The 15,912-nt window shown below is 37.9% G+C and carries 13 protein-coding genes; 8 read left to right on the top strand and 5 right to left on the bottom strand.

Going from position 1 to position 15,912, the window contains the following annotated elements:
- Positions 1-4 precede the first annotated feature (4 nt).
- From LI951_RS03940 to arcC, 3 genes are read left to right on the top strand one after another with little or no spacing between them, the layout of a single operon-like run.
- Positions 5-1,270, top strand: a complete 1,266-nt coding sequence (locus LI951_RS03940) for a DUF1116 domain-containing protein (protein WP_202065568.1) — start codon at positions 5-7, stop codon at positions 1,268-1,270.
- A 39-nt stretch (positions 1,271-1,309) separates the two neighbouring features.
- Positions 1,310-2,161: a DUF2877 domain-containing protein gene (locus LI951_RS03935; protein ID WP_229441349.1), complete on the top strand. Its 852-nt coding sequence runs from the start codon at positions 1,310-1,312 to the stop codon at positions 2,159-2,161.
- The gene (gene arcC / locus LI951_RS03930; protein WP_202065560.1) at positions 2,146-3,081 is read left to right on the top strand and encodes a carbamate kinase; all 936 of its coding nucleotides are present in this window, start codon (positions 2,146-2,148) and stop codon (positions 3,079-3,081) included. The genes LI951_RS03935 and arcC overlap by 16 nt, the downstream gene beginning before the upstream one ends.
- A gap of 19 nt (positions 3,082-3,100) precedes the next feature.
- On the opposite strand, the gene LI951_RS03925 is transcribed toward arcC, so the two are convergent.
- Positions 3,101-4,735: a PucR family transcriptional regulator gene (locus tag LI951_RS03925; RefSeq protein WP_202065554.1), complete on the bottom strand. Its 1,635-nt coding sequence runs from the start codon at positions 4,733-4,735 to the stop codon at positions 3,101-3,103.
- A gap of 119 nt (positions 4,736-4,854) precedes the next feature.
- On the opposite strand from LI951_RS03925, the gene LI951_RS03920 reads away from it, so the two are divergent.
- The 3 genes from LI951_RS03920 to LI951_RS03910 all read left to right on the top strand — a co-directional run bounded on the left by LI951_RS03920 (position 4,855) and on the right by LI951_RS03910 (position 9,367).
- The gene (locus LI951_RS03920) at positions 4,855-6,066 is read left to right on the top strand and encodes a pyridoxal-phosphate-dependent aminotransferase family protein (RefSeq protein WP_229441348.1); all 1,212 of its coding nucleotides are present in this window, start codon (positions 4,855-4,857) and stop codon (positions 6,064-6,066) included.
- A gap of 142 nt (positions 6,067-6,208) precedes the next feature.
- Positions 6,209-7,453 (top strand): MFS transporter, encoded by a 1,245-nt coding sequence (locus LI951_RS03915; RefSeq protein WP_229441347.1) that lies wholly within the window; start codon positions 6,209-6,211, stop codon positions 7,451-7,453.
- 642 nt (positions 7,454-8,095) lie between these two features.
- Positions 8,096-9,367, top strand: coding sequence for a dicarboxylate/amino acid:cation symporter (locus LI951_RS03910; RefSeq protein ID WP_202065551.1), 1,272 nt, complete (start codon positions 8,096-8,098; stop codon positions 9,365-9,367).
- Positions 9,368-9,531: 164 nt separating this feature from the next.
- Here LI951_RS03910 and LI951_RS03905 read toward each other — a convergent pair whose 3' ends face one another.
- The 3 genes from LI951_RS03905 to LI951_RS03895 form a co-directional block, all read right to left on the bottom strand.
- Positions 9,532-9,765 carry a hypothetical protein gene (locus tag LI951_RS03905; protein ID WP_202065550.1) on the bottom strand — a complete coding sequence of 78 codons (234 nt, stop codon included), beginning with the start codon at positions 9,763-9,765 and terminating at the stop codon, positions 9,532-9,534.
- Positions 9,766-9,838: 73 nt separating this feature from the next.
- A complete protein-coding gene (locus tag LI951_RS03900; protein WP_229441346.1) occupies positions 9,839-12,475 on the bottom strand; it encodes a YfhO family protein in 2,637 nt (878 codons plus the stop codon).
- Between the two features lie 298 nt (positions 12,476-12,773).
- On the bottom strand, positions 12,774-13,466 hold the full coding sequence (locus tag LI951_RS03895; protein WP_229441345.1) for a PRD domain-containing protein: 693 nt from the start codon (positions 13,464-13,466) through the stop codon (positions 12,774-12,776).
- A gap of 85 nt (positions 13,467-13,551) precedes the next feature.
- Here LI951_RS03895 and LI951_RS03890 point away from each other — a divergent pair, with 85 nt between their 5' ends.
- Positions 13,552-14,364 (top strand): MerR family transcriptional regulator, encoded by an 813-nt coding sequence (locus LI951_RS03890; protein WP_229441344.1) that lies wholly within the window; start codon positions 13,552-13,554, stop codon positions 14,362-14,364.
- An 81-nt stretch (positions 14,365-14,445) separates the two neighbouring features.
- Positions 14,446-14,967: a GNAT family N-acetyltransferase gene (locus LI951_RS03885; protein WP_229441343.1), complete on the top strand. Its 522-nt coding sequence runs from the start codon at positions 14,446-14,448 to the stop codon at positions 14,965-14,967.
- 104 nt (positions 14,968-15,071) lie between these two features.
- Here LI951_RS03885 and hisJ read toward each other — a convergent pair whose 3' ends face one another.
- The gene (hisJ, locus tag LI951_RS03880) at positions 15,072-15,902 is read right to left on the bottom strand and encodes a histidinol-phosphatase HisJ (RefSeq protein WP_229441342.1); all 831 of its coding nucleotides are present in this window, start codon (positions 15,900-15,902) and stop codon (positions 15,072-15,074) included.
- Positions 15,903-15,912: the final 10 nt, after the last annotated feature.

Here is a 15,912-nt window from a genome sequence, read left to right as displayed (position 1 = left end):
TATCGTGTATCAAACAATTGAAGAAGCAAATCAAGCTGTTATTGCAAAAATTGTTGCTGGGTCGCCATTTCTAATGGATGTTGTTCCAGCAGAAAGTGTGATTCCAGAGCTATCAGAAGGCAAAGTTCTTTTACACGCTGGTCCACCTATTAGGTATGATCAAATGGTTGATCCAATACAAGGAGCTTGTGTGGGAGCCGGTCTTTTTGAAGGCTGGGGTGAAACAGAGGCAGAGGTTCGTCAATTATTAGAGACAGGTGAAGTTAAGCTTATTCCTTGTCATCATGTTCAAGCAGTTGGACCGATGGGAGGAATTACCTCGGCACATATGCCGGTTTTAGTCGTGGAAAATAAGACAGATGGGAATCGTGCTTTTTGTACTATGAATGAAGGAATTGGTGCTGTTTTACGTTTTGGCGCCTATTCACAAGAGGTTATTGACCGTCTTCACTGGATGAAAGATACATTAGCACCTGTTTTAAGTGCTGCACTGCACATGAAACCAGAGGGATTCAATATGAATGTCATTGTTGCAAAAGCAATTGCTATGGGCGATGAATTCCATCAACGGAATATTGCAGCTTCTTTAGCTTTCTTAAAGGAAATGGCTCCAATTATTGCAGGGCTGGATGCGTTTGAAAATCAAAAACAAGAGGTTATTCAGTTCTTGGCAGATACAGATCAGTTTTTCCTGAATATTATGATGGCTTCTGCAAAGGCTGTGCTGGATGGCGCTCGGACAATTGAAGAAGGAACAGTTGTTACAGCTATGTGTCGTAATGGTCATGAATTTGGCATTCGTATCTCTGGAATGGGGGATGAATGGTTTACCGGACCAGTTAACACACCAAAAGGGTTATATTTTGTAGGGTTTAGTGAAGAAGATGCTTCTCCGGATATGGGAGATAGTGCAATTACTGAAACGTTCGGTGTTGGAGGAATGGCAATGATTGCGGCTCCAGCAGTTACACGGTTTGTAGGCTCTGGCGGCTTTCAGGATGCATTAAAAACAAGTAATGAGATGTTGGAAATTTGTATTGATACGAATCCTAATTTCTCAGTACCAACTTGGGATTTTCAGGGAATATGTCTGGGTATTGATGCTCGCAAAGTTGTTGAAACGGGTATTCTGCCTGTCATTAATACAGGGATTGCGAATAAGCAGGCAGGACTTGGACAAATTGGTGCGGGTACAGTAACACCACCAATAGATTGTTTTGAGAAAGCAGTCTTAGCTTATGCAAAAAAGTTAGGCTTTAAGGAAGAGTAAGAATAAAATTTTCTTGCAAACGAGAAGGGGATGAAAGGAATGCTGGCAGCTGAATGGGTGGATCAGGTACTTTTTGACTCACAGTTGATGAAAGGATACTGGTATATTCATAGCATTTTTCAAAAAAGCTTCAATATCCAGGATCAGCAGAAAAAATATTTAGTGACGATTACTGCACAGGAAACAAAAATTCCTAAAGGTATCAAAGTAGCAGAGAAAGACTTTTTGATCTTGAAAAATGAAATCTGGCCAGAAATGCCGCTTTTGATACAGCAGCGGCTGATTATTTTTCCGCAGCATCAGCTATCCTTCCAATCTGCTCAAAGCTACTCCACGAAATGGGCAGCCCAGTCAGCGACCTTTGATCCAAAGCTATTTTTTTTGTTGATTTCAAAGGTGAATAAAGAAACTGGTTATCAAGAAAAGGTCAATGCAGCATTATCCAGTCAGCATCAATTTTGTCAGGCGATAGATCAAGTGTGTCAGGATTCATTTTCACAGCAGCAAATAGGGCTGAACTTTCTATTAGGAAGAGGGCTTGGTTTGACGCCTTCAGGAGATGACATGCTAGTCGGACATTTCTTGGCTCGCTTGCTTATGAAGGCTGAAGATCAGCGCTTAATTAGGTATTTACAGCATAAGCTTGAAACAGTCCCTGATTTAACGACGGATGTCAGCCTTCATTATTTAAAAAATGCTTTGCAAGGATCATTTAGTCAATTACCATTAGCAGTTAGTCAATGTCAGGAAGAAGCAAAAAGCTATCGAGCTATTCAGGAAATTCTTAAGACTGGACACACTTCAGGTGCTGATTTTCTTGCTGGCTTTGCAAGAAGTATTTATAGATTTCAACAAAATAGAAATGAGGGATCGTTATGGCAAAGCGGGTAGTGATTGCTTTAGGCGGCAATGCAATTTTAAAACCAAATCAACCAGCCACGGTTGAAACGCAAATTGCAAATATTGAATTAAGTGCGGATCAAATTTCAAAAATTGAACAATTGAATCATCAAATTGTAGTAACTCATGGCAATGGCCCGCAAGTTGGCAACATTTTACGTCAAAATGAAGAAGCCAAGGAAGTTGTTCCGCCTTTTCCTTTAGATGTGTGTAATGCAGAGTCACAGGGCTTTATTGGTTATTTAATGGAACAGAGTATTAAAAATAAAATTGAACAAAAAGAACTGACAAGTAATGTGGTAACGTTATTAACACAAGTAGAAGTGTCATCAGAAGATCCGGCTTTTACAAAACCAACGAAACCAATCGGTCTCTTTTACAATGAGATAGAAGCAAAGGCAATGGAAGAAGAAAAAAATTGGGTGATGGCAGAAGATGCAGGTCGCGGCTATCGTCGCGTAGTTCCTTCTCCCAAGCCTGTAGCAATTCATGGTGTAGAAGCAATGGTTCATCTATTAAATCAAAATACGATTGTGATTGCTGGCGGCGGCGGTGGTATTCCGGTCGTTAAAAAAGAAAAAGGTCTGCGCGGAGTTGAAGCGGTGATTGATAAAGACAGAACCGGAAAGAAATTAGCAGAGCAGGTAGATGCAGACATTTTTATGATGCTTACAGATGTTAGCAATGTATATATCAATTATGGTACGCCGGAGCAAGAGAAGCTAAGTAGTATTTCTGTAGATCAAGCGCAGGCTTACTTTGATGCAGGACATTTCGCAGAAGGAAGTATGGGGCCAAAGATGGAAGCTGCAATTGACTTTGCTAAACAAGGGAAAACAGCAATCATTTGTTCACTAGAAGAAGCAGATCAGGCATTACTTGGAAAAGCTGGGACTAGAATTGCTGGTTAAAACCAGCAATTCGGCTGTTTTAGTCTCCTTCTTCAGATAATTCCAGGGCTAGGCGCAAATCAAGACTAACTGCTGGGTCATGGACATTTTTGCCCAATAGTTTTTGACATTGTTCAATGCGGTACTTTATCGTATTGCGGTGAACAAAAAGCGCCTTAGCAGTGCGAGTTATCTCGCATTGGAAATCAAGGTAATAGCGAAGTGTTTTGCGCAATTCAATTAAGGCATCTTCTTGAGGGAAGGCTAATTCTTTTAGGATTGTTCGGCAAAAATAATGAATATCCTCAGGGCTCATCTTTTCAAAAAGACTCCGCATCCCTTTTTGGTGATAGAATGTGACAGACGAAGACGAGTTTTGCGATTTACGTTCTTCATAAGCAGTTTTTGCTTCGATAAACGAACTAGCTAAATCATTAATACTTTCATAGACTGTTCCGACCCCAAAGGTAATTTTAAAGGGCAGGCAAGCAGCCAAAGCATCAGCGGTTTCCGTTAAATCAGCCTCCAACTGTTCACATTTATGTTGGACTAAGATAGCAAAATGATTGCTGCCTTTTAGATTGAACAGGCAGGTGTCTTTGATTCGATGAGGAAGCTGTTCGGTAAACCATTGATAAGCCAATTCACTTTCTTCTTTTTGGTATTTGACTTTTGTTGCTTGTGTTATTTCTGTGGGCTGACAGGCAACATAGATCACCCGATAATGCCGGGCTTTAACTAAACCAAAGGTCTTCCCGAGGTCTAACCAATCTTTTTGTTGTTGTTTTGTTGACTGCTGGTATTCAATCATACGAGTTAGAAATTCAGTTTTCAAATCTTCTAAAGATTCTTGGACTTTTTGATTTTTATACAGCATGAAAGAAAGTACTAATGCAGCTTGTTCTATGGCAAACTCAGAAACAGGAAAAGGAATAGCTTCAGGATTCAAGACAACCAAATAATAAGGAAAGTAGCTGGATGTTTCAATCGCAAAATAAGAAATTTGAGATGTTTTTTGATTCAAGTCAGTAATAGGAATAGTACCACTTTTCTCGCCGGTGAAGACTCCTATTTTCTTGGTGAGTTCATGGATATAATACTCTGCAGGCTTAGACATTTTTGTAAAATGTTTGGAATGAGCGATCACCTTTTTAAAAGGATTTAAAAGAATAATTGGTGTATTTACAATTTGACCGAAGTCAGCAATAAAGCGGGCGATACTAACGTCATTAATTAAGGATGAAGAAAAACGTTTTTGAATGTCTAAGGCATAGCTCAACTGTTCGGTCTTGGTATTCCAGAGAACATTTAACAGCTGATGCATTAGTCTTCCCAAGGGGATAGTTGCAGGAATTTCAACAATAGGAAAGCCTAAAGTCTGTGCATAGGCAATCACTTCTATATCAACAGTATCTAAAAAGCGCCCTATTTTGATGCCGAGACCAGATGCATTTTTTGCAACGAGAGAGTCGATTAAAGGGAATAGCTCTTTTTGATTATCTTTATAAACCATTGCAGTGGTCAATATGAATGTCTTCTCTGGAATATAATGAGCAATATCCGGCGTTTCAGTGATTTCAATACTTTCAACTGGTTTTTGGGTACTAGTTTTATCTGTTAATAAGCGTAGTCCTGAAAAACGAGGAATAGCTAATAAGTCAGTTAATTTTTTCATAAGGAGACTCCTTTTGATTGGTTTTTGATCAAAATGCACAAAAAACGTGCAGAAGTTAGCTCTATTGTACAATAATGATGGAAGCGTTGACAAGCGAATATAGAAATGGGGAGAAAAAAATGTATAAAGAATTAGCAATACCACAACGAACGATTATGACACCTGGACCTGTGGAAGCTCATCCTGTAGTTTTAAAAGCGATGACTAGTCGAATTTTAGGTCAGTTTGATCCTATGTTTTTAACAATTATGGATGAAGTAAAGGAAATGATTAAACAGCCTTTTGGTACGAAAAATAAAGAGGCTTTTGCGGTAGATGGAACCTCAAGATCTGGACTGGAGGCAGCACTAATTGCTTTAATTGAGCCGGGAGATAAGGTATTGATTCCTGTCTATGGACGATTTGCTTATCTCTTAGGGGAAATTTGCGAGCGTGCGCAGGCAGAAGTCCGCTATATGGAGAAAGAATGGACGACCCCATTTGTGCCAAATACTGTCATAAAAGAGATTGATGATTTTCAGCCGAAAATTGTGGCGATGGTTCATGGTGAAACAGCAAATGGTCAGATGCAGCCGCTGCAAGAAATAGGGGCTTATTGTCGCCAAAAGGATGTCTTCTTTGTTGTCGATATGGTTGCGACCTATGGCGGGGTTCCTTTATTTGTGGATGAATGGTTTGTTGATCTGGCAATTGCAGGTACTCAGAAATGTCTCAGTGTCCCTTCAGGCTTATCCTTAGTTACATATAATGATCGGGTAGCGGAAGTTGTGAATGCTCGTTATCAGAAAGAACTGGGATTGAGTAAAACTGATCGCAACGAACGACACATTAGCAGTAATTATTTGGATTTAAGTCAGCTGCAAAGATATTGGAGTGAAGAAAGAATCAATCATCATACTGAGGCGACTAGTATGATTTATGGTTTACACGAAGGATTGAGAGTGCTGCTTGAGGAAGGGCTTGAAAATGCCTATGCACGCCATGAAAAAAATGATCGAGCGTTAATTGCAGGACTGAAGGCAATGGGTCTATCTTTTTATGGTGAAGTCGAAACAAAAATGCCAACGGTGACGCCTATTTTGATACCAAATGGAGTCGATGGTGAAGCTGTCAGAGAAGAAATGCTGACTTCTTTTGGTGTAGAGATTGCGAGTTCCTTTGGGGATTTAAAAGGGAAGGTTTGGCGAATCGGGAATATGGGTTATAGCAGTCGTAAAGAAAATATCCTTCATGTTCTTGCAGTTCTGGAAGGTGTCTTATTGTATTACGGTGCTGAAATTCAAGCAGGAAAAGCAGTAACCGCTGCACTTAACTATTATCAAGCGAATTAGCACTTATGCACAATAGAAATTAGTACTTTGTGAAAAATGTCAAATGAAAAATGTTAAAGGAAGACGTAAACTAAAAGCATGTTAAAGCGTTTTCTTGAAGAGGTGCACAAACTTTACAAGAGCTAATGATGGAGGAGAAAATATGGAGATCAACAAAGAACAAACAGGTTTTGCTTACTGGAAACAGATTATCGTCTTATTGTGTTCAGGTTGGGTAACAATCTGGATTTATCGGTCCGCATTATCACCAATTTATCCGCAAATAAATGAGTCACTTGGTGGTAATATCTCGGACACGGCATTAGGATCTATTGCAAGTTTTTATTTTTTAGGGTATGTAATTATGCAGATACCTGCAGGGTTTTTAGTTGATAAGATAGGAAAGAAAAAAGTCTTGATTCCCGGTTTTGTGGTGTTTGCTTTAGCAGCATTTTTGATTTCGCAAGCATCATCAATTACGATGATTTATACAGGGAGTTTTTTAGCTGGGATTGGCTGCGGCTCTTTTTACGGGTCAGCTTACTCACTGACTTCACAAAATATACCTAAAGAGAAGAAAAGCTTCTCAACAGCAATCGTAAATAGCGGTTCAGCTGTTGGATCTGGGTTTGGAATGATTCTATCGAGTTTTTTAGTTATTCAGATGAAAATGCCATGGCAAACAATGATGTATTTGTCTGCATTTCTGATTGTATGTATGACAATTGCTTTTTCCTTAATTATTCGCAGTAACAAAGATGATGTCGCCTTTTTGGAACGGGAAGCGATAGCTGAAGTCAGTGAAGCACCTAAGGAAAAAGTTTCTCTAACAACTTTGTTTTCTTTACGGATGCTGTTCACCTATGTGTTATATTTTGCGACATGCTATGCTTACTATATGACTGTGACTTGGCTGCCGAATTTCCTCGGAACAGAACGAGGATTTGAAGGGGTTGCAATTGGTTTTTCTTCTTCTCTAGTAGCTTTTGCATCTATTCCGGGTGCATTGTTCTTCAGTCGTTTGGCAGATAAATATATGCATAAAAAAGTGACATTTATTGTTATTTTAGAAATACTTGCTGCTTTAATGCTCTTAGTTACGGTTCAAGCAACGAACGCAACTTTCTTGATGATTGCCTTGATTTTATATGGATTTTTAGGAAAGCTGGCAGTTGAACCGATTATCATTTCATGGTTAGGTGAAAATGCACCTAAAGTAGGTGTTGGTACGACTCTAGGTGTCTTTAACTTTTTCGGTATGATGTCTTCGGTTATTGCACCAACACTGACAGGTTCTATTTCTGACGCTACAGGTTCTAAAGTTATGGGCTTTTATATAGCAATCATCCTATTAATTGGCGGAACATTCTTATTCTTATCATTCAATGCGAGGAAAGCAGCAGAATAAAAAGGCAACTCAAAAAAGTCTATGAAAAGCTTTTGATTTAATCATCTATATACTTGGCAGTAAGTGACTATCATTAAGTATTTTGATGACAAAGGGTGTAATAAGCAAGTGTGTTAAAAGACTTGCTTGCAGCAGTGGTGATACTATTGTAAAGTGTTCGCTTCGCTGCCTCAGACAACAATATTGATCTAATGTCAATATCTTGTCCACCCATTCATTGGATGAATAATTACACATTCAAAGATTGTTGTTCGCATACGATCCCACTAGTGTGTTGGCTAAATTAAAACTAAGAGATGCTTTTAATCCAAGAAACGTGCAGCTAGCACGGGAGCAACTCGGCAAAAAACGCCGATTTCATCCCTAACTGGAGTCAAACTAGCCGTAAAAATTATAGAAATAGCTAGTAATTCTCCAGCTGCTTTTGAAGCTGCTCGTTCTTGTTATTGAAGCATACACGTTGATATGTTCTATCAGTGAACATCATTTATAAACGATCTTTTATTATAATTTATAATTTGGTCAGAGCATTAGGTAGAGGCAGAAAAGATAAAAGCAGCTATAAAGCTCTGGGTATTCAAGCTTTATAAGTGTTTTGTAGAATAGGATTTGAATGACTAATAAAAAAGTGGGGAGCTTCACATGAAAAAAAGAAACAGAAAAATCAGTTTAATCAATCAAATAATGATTGCTACTGTTTTAGGGGTACTATGCGGGTTTCTTTTTCAAGGAGCAGTAAGTGATTTGAAAATTGTAGGTGAACTTTTTCTGCGATTAATTCAAATGTCTGTGGTTGTATTGATTATGGGCGCAGTCATTGAAGCAGTTGGTGGATTAGAAGCAAAAGAATTAGGAAAAATTGGGCTTAAGGTATTTCTATGGTTTATGGGCTCAACAATTCTAGCTGCTATTATAGGTATTCTTTTTGGACTTCTCTTCAAACCAGGTGTCGGTCTAACGACTGCAGCTTTACAAGAAGAAGTTGTGGGGATGGCAGATGCAAGCTTGCAAGAAATTATTCTTGGGTTCATTCCCTTGAATATTATTGAAGCAATGGCAGAAGCAAACATGATTCAAGTAATTATTTTTTCTTTACTGTTCGGATTGGCCTTAAGTTTAATTAAAGAAGAAAAAACCAATCAGCTTATTCTGGAGTGGATTATCGCTTTTAACAATGTAATCTTAAAAATGGTTACTTTGATTATGAAGGCAGCTCCAATTGGAATCTTCTGTCTAATCGCTTCGGTGGTTGGTGAAGCAGGGATTCAAGTTTTAGGTACCCTAGTTCGATTTTTAGTAACTTTAGGTATTGCTTCACTCATCTTTTTAGTCATTTGGCTATTGATCACTGCTTGGTATTGTAAAGTAGGAGTTTTTCGTTTGGTAAAAAACATGTGGCGTATGTCCGTGATTTCTTTTACGACAACTTCTTCTGCAGTTTCGCTACCCGTCCAAATTGAAGACAGCCGAGAAAAATTGGGGATTAGTGATCGGATATCCAAGCTGGTTGTTCCATTAGGAATGAGTTTAAACAGCAATGGTTTGGCAATGTTCCTGTCTCTTTCCGTAATTACCTTTACACAGTTTTATAATGTTGAATTAAGCGTCGGCAAGCTTATCCAAATAGTTCTTTTGTCTACTTTGGCTTGTTTAGGAACGATTGTTGTTCCGGGAGGAGGCTTGGTTGCATTAGCCACTGTTATGCCAATGCTGGGATTACCAACAGAAAGCATCGCCTTGTTGGCAGGAATAGACTGGTTTTCCGGAATGTTCCGAACTTTGTTGAATGTGGATGCAGATGTTACTGTGGCAATGATCATTGCTTGTGACGAAAATGAATTAGACTACGCAATATTCAATGGAGAAAAAAGATTTTCAGATGATGCCAAGGAATTTAAGATAGGAGATATATAAAAAAATACTGTAGACTGCCCATCAAAAAAAGATGGGTGGTTTTTTGATGATGTTTGGTTAATTTAAGCAGCTTTGTAATAGCGATAATGAAACTTCATAGGTGTCATTATTTGCATATTTTCATTGATATCGTTCATTGTTATAATATTCGATGCATTGAATAATCATAGTGATAAGCGCTTTACGGTCTGTAAACTCATGGATATAATACTTTTCCCGCTTAAGCCCTCAAACAAGCCTTCTAATTTCTGATTTGAAGTTTTTGTGAGTAGTATACAGCTTGAGCCGGTTTGATAATCACTTTGGGCTGCTCCATTTAAACTGATTTTATGACTAAGATAGCTCTCTACAATTTTTAAGTGCTCTTCTGGCGCGTACTTCATTTGTATCTTTCCCATATAAAATACCCCTATCTAGGGTTTAATTATTTCTTTGTCCTAGATAAGGATAATACACTATAATGTTCTGTTATTATTTCACCCGTCTATTTCGCTGTCTTCTGCGTGCTCTCTTTCTTTTTGGTTTTTCAATGGTGGTTACAAAAAGGATAAAGGCGCCTGTACAGAATACAAAGAATAAAGCACCTGTTTTGAAGCCTTCTGGAAGATAGACCAGTTTAAGGGTATGCTTGCCGGCACTGACAGGAACACTGATAAACGCATTTTTAAATACTTCTATTGGTACTTTTTTTCCATCAATATAAGCTGTCCATCCTTTATCATAAGGGATGGTTGTAAGAACCATTTGATCTTCTTCTGCTGAAAAAGTACCGGTTGCTTTTCGGCCGCTGACTGTTAAATTCACACTATTGTCTTGAATCTCCTTCACAGCAGATTCAAAAGCAGCCGTATCAAGACCAACAACTTTTGGTTCCATAAAACTGACTGCTTCAGTTCCATAAAAACTGACAGTAAATGTGACAGTTGTTGGAACTTCATAGTAGCCGATATTGTAATATTGACCGGTGATATTAATCTGTGATTTCTGGGTGGTGCCGTTGACCATCATTGTAGCAGTGGAACTTTGCAGCTGACCGAAATCTGTTGGAAACAGGCTAAGATAAGCTTGAGTATTAGCAGGAACATTAACGGTCCAGGTAATTTCTTTTGCAACATTGCTTTGTGTTTCACGATACGTTACAGAAGAAGCATTTTCTTCGATTTTTACATTTTGCTGATTTGTAATTGTCGGTGTATAAAATGTGAAAAAGTTCTGCTGTTGTTGAGAAAGAGCATTAATCAGATTTGATTGACTAGTCAGGTTATCCGTTTCTGGCTGCTCTATGTCATAGATTGATTCATTTGCCAGAAAACCTAAAGGCAGAGCATAACTGTTTTCATACAAGCCATATTCTCCAGAACGGGCTGTTTCCGTATAGCCGAATTTTAATGGATTGTCCTTGGATAGATTGTATTGTATACCCATCAGCGCATCCATGAGCAGAGTATTATTTGGATAGCGCGTATTCAAGCTGGTTCCTCTTGAGCGAAATCCAAGTGTATTCAAATAGGCTGATGAATTTCGGTTACGTATGGAAGAAAACAGGCTGATTCCGCTGTAGCCGTAATTAATACTGTCATTTGAAGAAACGGGGTTCAAATTTTCCAGTCGATAAAACGAATCATTTTCCTCTTTTGTCTGATCTACCAGTTTTTTGATATCCGGATAAGGTTCGGTGTACAAGCTTCTGGAAGCATAGTTCCAATCATCCAGCACGCCGTTAATCATGGCGCTTGTGTTAATAAACGCCTCTGCACAGACGACCAGCAGCAACAGAATGGATAAGTAGCGGCCAGGTATTTTCTTCAACTGATAAAACGCAATTCCTGCTGTATAAAGAATCAAAAATAAAACAGTGATAACAAACGTAGTGAGTGAGATATAATCATAACTTCCAGTGGGTGCTGAACCTTCTGCGAGTGCAAAAAGGGCAATAACCAAAATGGCTGTCCCGGTGAAAATTCCCAGATCGTCTGTTTTAAATTTTTCCCAGCCATAGCCGGCCAGTAGGACAATCAGAAATGAAAACAGGAAGCTGTAACGAAATAGGAACATATTTGGTGCGTGCATTCCGTGCCAGAAAAGATTCAGCGGGACAATGTAAAAGCTGGCAATCAGCACAACAAACAAGCTACCAAAAAGCAGTTTATTTTTTAATGGTGTCTGCCGGGTGACAAAGTAAAAAATACAAAACAGCAAAGGAAGAAGCCCTGCGTAAATAAAAGGGATAGAACCATATTTTGTCGTATCATAAACACCGACCATGTTTTTCATGACAATATCCCAGAAGGCTGTTGCTTCTGTTTTAAATTTAGTTACTTCCGTCAGCGTTTCACCATTAAAACGTAAATCAAAAATTGTTGGCAGTATGATAATCATAGACGCTCCGCCGGCAAGTAATGAAGTGATTCCATAAGGCAGAATGGACTGTTTATATTGTTTCCAGTTAGTAAACAACCGAACAATGAAATAAAGGAACGAAAAAATACCAATCATAAAGCCCATATAGAAATTTGAAATAAACAGCAGCAGATAGCTGACAAACAGAAGTGTGATTTTTTTCTGATCCATAACACGGTGGATGCCCCAAATAATCAGCGGCAAATAGACAAATGCATCCAGCCACATGATCAGCTCAGAATGAGCTGTGGCAAACGACATCAATGCATATGGGACACTTAGTGTGACATGTGCCCACTTTTTAATGTCAAATGTATGAGAAGCCAGAAACCAGAAAGACAGTCCTGCAGATCCTATTTTTAACAGAGTAATCAGATACAAGGCATCAGGCATATTTTGATTGCTGAAGAAAAAGACAAGCGGAGTAAACAGCCCGCCCAGATAATAAGAAATCAAAGATAAATAGTTCAGCCCTAAAGAGGCATTCCAGGTATAAAAAATACTTTGTTTTCCATGAAGCATGTTGTTGAAGCTCGCATGAAAATTTGAGAACTGAGAAAAAGCATCACTGGCAAGAACACTTCGGCTGCTGCCGGGATAAATACCGATACTTAGATATACAAAGACCATTATAAAAAAAGGGATAAAGAAGCTGGCAGCCATATAACGCCAATTTTCCTTAATAAAATTCTGTAGTTTATTTTTCATTAAAAGACCTCACAGCACAATTAGTATTCGTATCATCTAGTTTAGCATATTCAAATAAAATATAGCTAATAGAAGGAAAATTTCATAAAATATTCAAGAATTTTAAGCTGTATATGAAAATACTAGAATCCAAAGTTAAGTAAATCTTGAGAAACGAAGATCAAGATCCATTTTTTCTTGGCTTTCTGTTTGAAGAGATCAAGTGAAAGAAAATTAACAGCCGCAGAGTCAGTCTATATGTCCACAGCTGTTTGTTTATAATTGATGAGGAAGTTCAATGAGTCAGGTAACAGAGTTTTCATACTGTCAATGCACCTAAAGATTTTATAAGATGCAGGACTAGATAGGCGATGTCATTATTCGATAAATCAAAATCATAGGTTTCAGTAATAAATTTTCGAATATTTTCAGCAATACTGAATGCTTCCCGATGATTTTCCTCTAAAAAAAAATAAAGGTCATTATCTGATGTACTGTAGTCTATTTCTTTTTGTTGGATTTTGAGGGCTAGAAACTTAATATGATGAAGGAAGCTGGTGCGGCTGGATTCAAAAAACTGCGTTGAAACCTTAAGGCGGCAACTAATAATTTCCAGAAGGGAATGAATCAGTTCAATAAAGGACAGAATGTTTTCCGGCTGATTGGAATATTGCCAATTAGTGCGCAATACTGCTTCCAAAAGGCGAAGAAAATCATGATTGGCTAAAGAGCATTCAGAAATTAAATTGATTTCTGCAAAAGCCTCTTTTGTAAACAAATACTCTTCGTTGAATAAAAGTCGGATTATTTTTAGATAAGGCTCAGGGAATTGAAAATGGTTGTCAGCTTTATAATATGTATAAGCGCACAGTTCCCTTTTCAGAATATCACTTCTGTGCAACAAATATTTTTTCTCATAAAGAGTTACTAACCTCTCAATCATAGTTGCCTTCATTCTATCAGATTGTATGTTGGAAGGATTCATCTCAACTTTTTTTAATTGTTTTTGCATAATCGAAACCCCTTTCATATTAAATAGTGTAAACTGTATAGTAACCAGACAGTCAAGAGATGAATTTGAACAGGAGAGTAAATAAATGCAGAAAGAGGAAAAAGGCAATTATTTATCTATCGGAGAATTTGCCAAACGGTCCGGAATAAAAAGGAAAACATTAATTTATTATGATCAGATTGATTTGTTAAAACCAAGAGTTGTCCACAGCAACGGTTATCGCTATTACCATTATCATCAATTGTATACAGTGAATATGATTCATTTTTTTAAGGAAATTGGTATGTCGCTGGAAGAAATCAAAGAATATAATAAAATGAAAGCTGCCAGTCAGATTAGCGATCTGATTCAAAGACAGAGGGAAGAAGCCAGACAGAAACAAATGTTTTACCGTCGAATGGAACAAATGCTTGATTTGCAGCTTCAAACTCTGGAAGAAACGGAAATGTTTGAAGAGAAAAAGATATCTGTAAAGTATTCTGATGAGGTTCCTTTATTTTTCAGCAGTCATGTAAAATGTTTTTATGAAGGGGCAAGATCAAGATTTTCAGTTTCTTTAAATGATTTTTATCAGGAATGTATTGCAGCTGGTTATGAATTTCCTTATCCTTCAGGAATGCTTGTCATGTCAGAAGGAAAACAGGAGATAAGAGCTTCTGAGACCAAATACTATATCAAAATTCCAGAATCTGCTGATTTTCGACCAGAAGGAAATTATTTAACATGTTATTCCAGAGGGGTCTTTGATTACGAAGAAGGGTACAGAAAATTACTTGCTTTTGCTGCAGAACGTAATCTCTCACTTAAAGGAAATCTCTATGTGGATTTTATTCAAAACGAGCTGGTAGCTCCAAATTTTGATGATTTCATTCTTAAAATGATGATAAAGGTAAAATGATGGAAATTTTTTAAAGTCAAAATAGTACATATTAAAATAACAGGCTGTGCTATACTATTTTGAAAAAAGGATGGGATGGTTATGGGAAAGATTCAATTGGTTGCTCCTTCTATGGAGTATGAAGAACAAATCAGAGAGTATAGAAATGAGTTTTTAGCGAATGGCGATAGTATGGATGGGACTTCATTTTTACGTGAATATGAAGATATTCAGGACTGGCTGGACTTTATTGAACGCAATACCCGAGAAGAAACGGTGACAGAAGGTTTAGTACCGGCAACTGAATTTTTAGCCGTTCGAGTGAGTGATAATAAATTGGTCGGAATGATTGACATTCGTCATACATTAAATGATTTTCTGCTGAAATTTGGCGGTCATATCGGGTACAGCGTTCGCAGAAGCGAATGGAATCAGGGCTATGCCAAAGAAATGTTGAAACAAGCGCTGTTTTTTACTCAGAAACTCGGACTGGAAAAGGTTTTGGTAACTTGTAACAAAACGAATATCGCTTCTGCAAAAGTGATTCAGGCGAATGGTGGATTATTGGAAAATGAACTGCTGGAAGACGGTGAACCTGTGCAAAGATATTGGATTGATCTTTAAAAAGAAAAACTGAAAGTTTTTTTACGTGAATGAAAAAAGAGACAAACAAAGAGCTGCTCCCCAAACGATTGAAATTTTGGAAGCAGCTCTTTCCTGATTTTTCATTAATTCAGCCATTGTTCGACTTTTGCATAACCTTGACCCACAGTCTCCAAAGAATGGGTGTCAGAACCATAAATAAAAGGAATGCCCAAAATAGAAGCTTTTTCAAGAATCCATGCCTGTGGATAACTTTGTTGATAACCTGTTTTAATGAAGCCGGCAGTGTTTAAATCAAGCTGATAATTCTCCTTTTTGACTGCTGCCAAAAGCTTGTCGAGAACGGTCAGACTTTTTACCGAATAATCAGTTGCTTCATCAAAGAAATGTTCGAATTTTTGGCATAGAGAGATGTGTCCGAGTCGAGTGGGCTTCCACTTTCCGAGATCTGCCTGCAATGATGCAAGAACCCTTTGATAGTAAAGGGTTTGCGCTTTTTGGAATGATCCGTAAAAGTCACAAATTCCGTCCTGATATTCTTCAAAAGTATAATCGATGCCTCTTAAGCCGTTTTTCCCTGGAAGGAAATGAACAGAGAGGATACCGTCGTCTGTCAAAGGACCATATTCATTTAAAAAGTCGGTCGTCCATGCTTCATACTCGGAGAAATAATCCAGTTCGAAGCCAATGTGGATAACTATTTCAGAAGCATATTTTTTTCTTAATTTTTCCATTTTTTTAAAATAGTTATCCACATCATTTAAAGCCATAGAAGCAGTTGTCCACATTTCCGGTTCGCCGGCAGCAATTTCTGTAATTGAAGGAGGCAGAGGAGCATGTTCTGTTATGCTGTATTCTTTAAAGCCAAGTTGTATGGCTTTTTGAATAAGCTGTTCCGTATCTTCAACTATTCCGTGTGGACAGTATTCTGTATGGGTATGTCCATCGTACTTCATTTTTGCCCTC

This window comes from Enterococcus sp. BWT-B8, from assembly GCF_020567625.1.
In the GTDB taxonomy this organism is placed as follows: domain Bacteria; phylum Bacillota; class Bacilli; order Lactobacillales; family Enterococcaceae; genus Enterococcus_L.
Note: the sequence above shows the minus strand (reverse complement) of the source record. Positions and strands in the feature narration are given on the sequence as shown.

Coding starts and splice junctions, on each gene's coding strand:
- LI951_RS03915 (WP_229441347.1), top strand. CDS start 6,209: ATGGAGATCAACAAAGAACAAACAGGTTTTGCTTACTGGAAACAGATT.
- LI951_RS03905 (WP_202065550.1), bottom strand. CDS start 9,765: ATGGGAAAGATACAAATGAAGTACGCGCCAGAAGAGCACTTAAAAATT.
- LI951_RS03920 (WP_229441348.1), top strand. CDS start 4,855: ATGTATAAAGAATTAGCAATACCACAACGAACGATTATGACACCTGGA.
- arcC (WP_202065560.1), top strand. CDS start 2,146: ATGGCAAAGCGGGTAGTGATTGCTTTAGGCGGCAATGCAATTTTAAAA.
- LI951_RS03895 (WP_229441345.1), bottom strand. CDS start 13,466: ATGCAAAAACAATTAAAAAAAGTTGAGATGAATCCTTCCAACATACAA.
- LI951_RS03890 (WP_229441344.1), top strand. CDS start 13,552: ATGCAGAAAGAGGAAAAAGGCAATTATTTATCTATCGGAGAATTTGCC.
- LI951_RS03885 (WP_229441343.1), top strand. CDS start 14,446: ATGGGAAAGATTCAATTGGTTGCTCCTTCTATGGAGTATGAAGAACAA.
- LI951_RS03925 (WP_202065554.1), bottom strand. CDS start 4,735: ATGAAAAAATTAACTGACTTATTAGCTATTCCTCGTTTTTCAGGACTA.
- LI951_RS03935 (WP_229441349.1), top strand. CDS start 1,310: ATGCTGGCAGCTGAATGGGTGGATCAGGTACTTTTTGACTCACAGTTG.
- hisJ (WP_229441342.1), bottom strand. CDS start 15,902: ATGAAGTACGATGGACATACCCATACAGAATACTGTCCACACGGAATA.
- LI951_RS03900 (WP_229441346.1), bottom strand. CDS start 12,475: ATGAAAAATAAACTACAGAATTTTATTAAGGAAAATTGGCGTTATATG.
- LI951_RS03910 (WP_202065551.1), top strand. CDS start 8,096: ATGAAAAAAAGAAACAGAAAAATCAGTTTAATCAATCAAATAATGATT.